Raw genomic sequence first — 1,768 nt, forward strand, 5'->3', positions numbered from 1 at the left:
CCTGAGTTGGCTCACGACCTGGGGCTCTGCGGCATGGCGGGGCTGTGACCTGTGGTGATGCTGTCGGATTGGGGCGGTTTCACGCACTAATTGGATGGTTCTAGAGTCGTGGTGTGGTGTTCATCAGGCGGGTGCGGACGGCCTCGGGCGCGACGGCGGTGCAGATCGCTGAGTACGCCCACGGGCGCCAGCGGATCGTGCAGCACCTCGGCTCGGCCCATACCGAAGCCGAGCTGGGCCTACTGCTGCAAAAGGGACGCGACCTGCTGGAAGACTCCGCCCAGGGTGTGCTGGACCTCGGTGTCGAACCGGCGGCGCCGATCGCACCGCTGGTCCCACCTGCCGGTGAGCCGGGGTTGTTCGATGCTCCCGAGCCACCGCCGACCGGCAGGCGCGAGGGCCCGGGCCAGGTCGTGGCCACCGACTGCCGTATCCTGTTCGAGGCCCTGGCCGCGGTGTTCACGGATCTGGGGTTCGACGCGCTGGACGATGCGGTGTTCCGGGACCTAGTGATCGCCCGGGTCGTGGAGCCGACCTCGTTGCTCGATGCCGGCCGCATCCTGAGGGACCTGGGCAGGGCCCCGGCCAGCTACGCGACCATGAAACGCACGCTCGCCCGGGCCGGGCCCGGCGAGTATCGCGACCGGGTCGCGACCTTGTGCTTCGAGCACGCGGCCACCAGCGGCGATGTCTCCCTGGTGCTCTACGACGTCACGACGCTGTACTTCGAGGCCGAGAAGGAAGACGAGCTACGCAAGGTCGGCTACTCCAAGGAACGCCGGGTGGACCCGCAGATCGTCGTGGGCCTGCTCGTGGACCGCGGCGGGTTCCCCCTGGAGATCGGCTGCTTCGAGGGCAACAAGGCCGAGACCACCACGATCGTCCCCATCATCAAACAGTTCCAGGCCCGCCACGGTCTGGCCGACATGGTCGTCGTCGCCGACGCCGGGATGCTTTCGGCCTCGAACCTGCGCGAGCTCGACGAGGCGGGCCTGCGCTTCATCGTGGGCTCGCGGGCGACGAAGGCCCCGATCGATCTCGCCTCCCACTTCCGCTGGCACGGAGACGCGTTCACCGACGGTCAGGTCATCGACACCATCACCCCCATGACAGGGCGCACAAGCGAGAACAACCGCCTGCTGCGCGCCGAACCGGTGTGGGACCCCGCCCAACACCCCGGCTCGTGGCGGGCGGTGTGGGCGTACTCCCGCAAACGGGCCGTGCGTGACAGTGCGACGCTCACAGCCCAGGAGAGCCGGGCGCGGGCGGTCGTCGCCGGGGAGCAAGCCGCGCGGACCCCGAGGTTCGTGAAGACGACCCACGGGGCGCGCGCCCTGGACGAGGCATCGCTGGCCCGTGCCCGGGCGCTGGTGGGCCTGAAGGGCTACGTCACGAACATCCCCGCCCACATCATGGGCGCCGGTGAGGTCATCGGCTCCTACCACGACCTGTGGCACGTCGAGCAGTCCTTCCGGATGTCCAAGACCGATCTGCGGGCCAGGCCCATGTTCCACCGCACCCGCGACGCGATCGAGGCGCACCTGACGATCGTGTTCACCGCCCTGGCCCTCTCCCGCACCGTGCAGGCCCGCACCGGGCTGGCGATCCGCAACGTCATCCGGCAGCTGCGCCCGCTGCGTGCAGCGACCATCGCCATCAACGGCGCCACCCAGACCTTCGCCCCGGTCATCCCGGCCGAGCAGCAGGCCGTCCTCGACGCCATCCGCGACCCCGAAAATCACGCACTAAACGAATGAGCCAACTCAGG

At 69.2% G+C, this 1,768-nt stretch carries 1 protein-coding gene; it reads left to right on the top strand.

What is annotated here, in order from left to right:
* Positions 1-113 precede the first annotated feature (113 nt).
* A complete protein-coding gene (locus EWV37_RS15385; protein ID WP_129702504.1) occupies positions 114-1,757 on the top strand; it encodes an IS1634 family transposase in 1,644 nt (547 codons plus the stop codon).
* The last annotated feature ends 11 nt before the right edge of the window (positions 1,758-1,768 follow it).

This window comes from Kocuria carniphila (genome assembly GCF_004136555.1).
Classification (GTDB): Bacteria; Actinomycetota; Actinomycetes; order Actinomycetales; family Micrococcaceae; genus Kocuria; species Kocuria carniphila.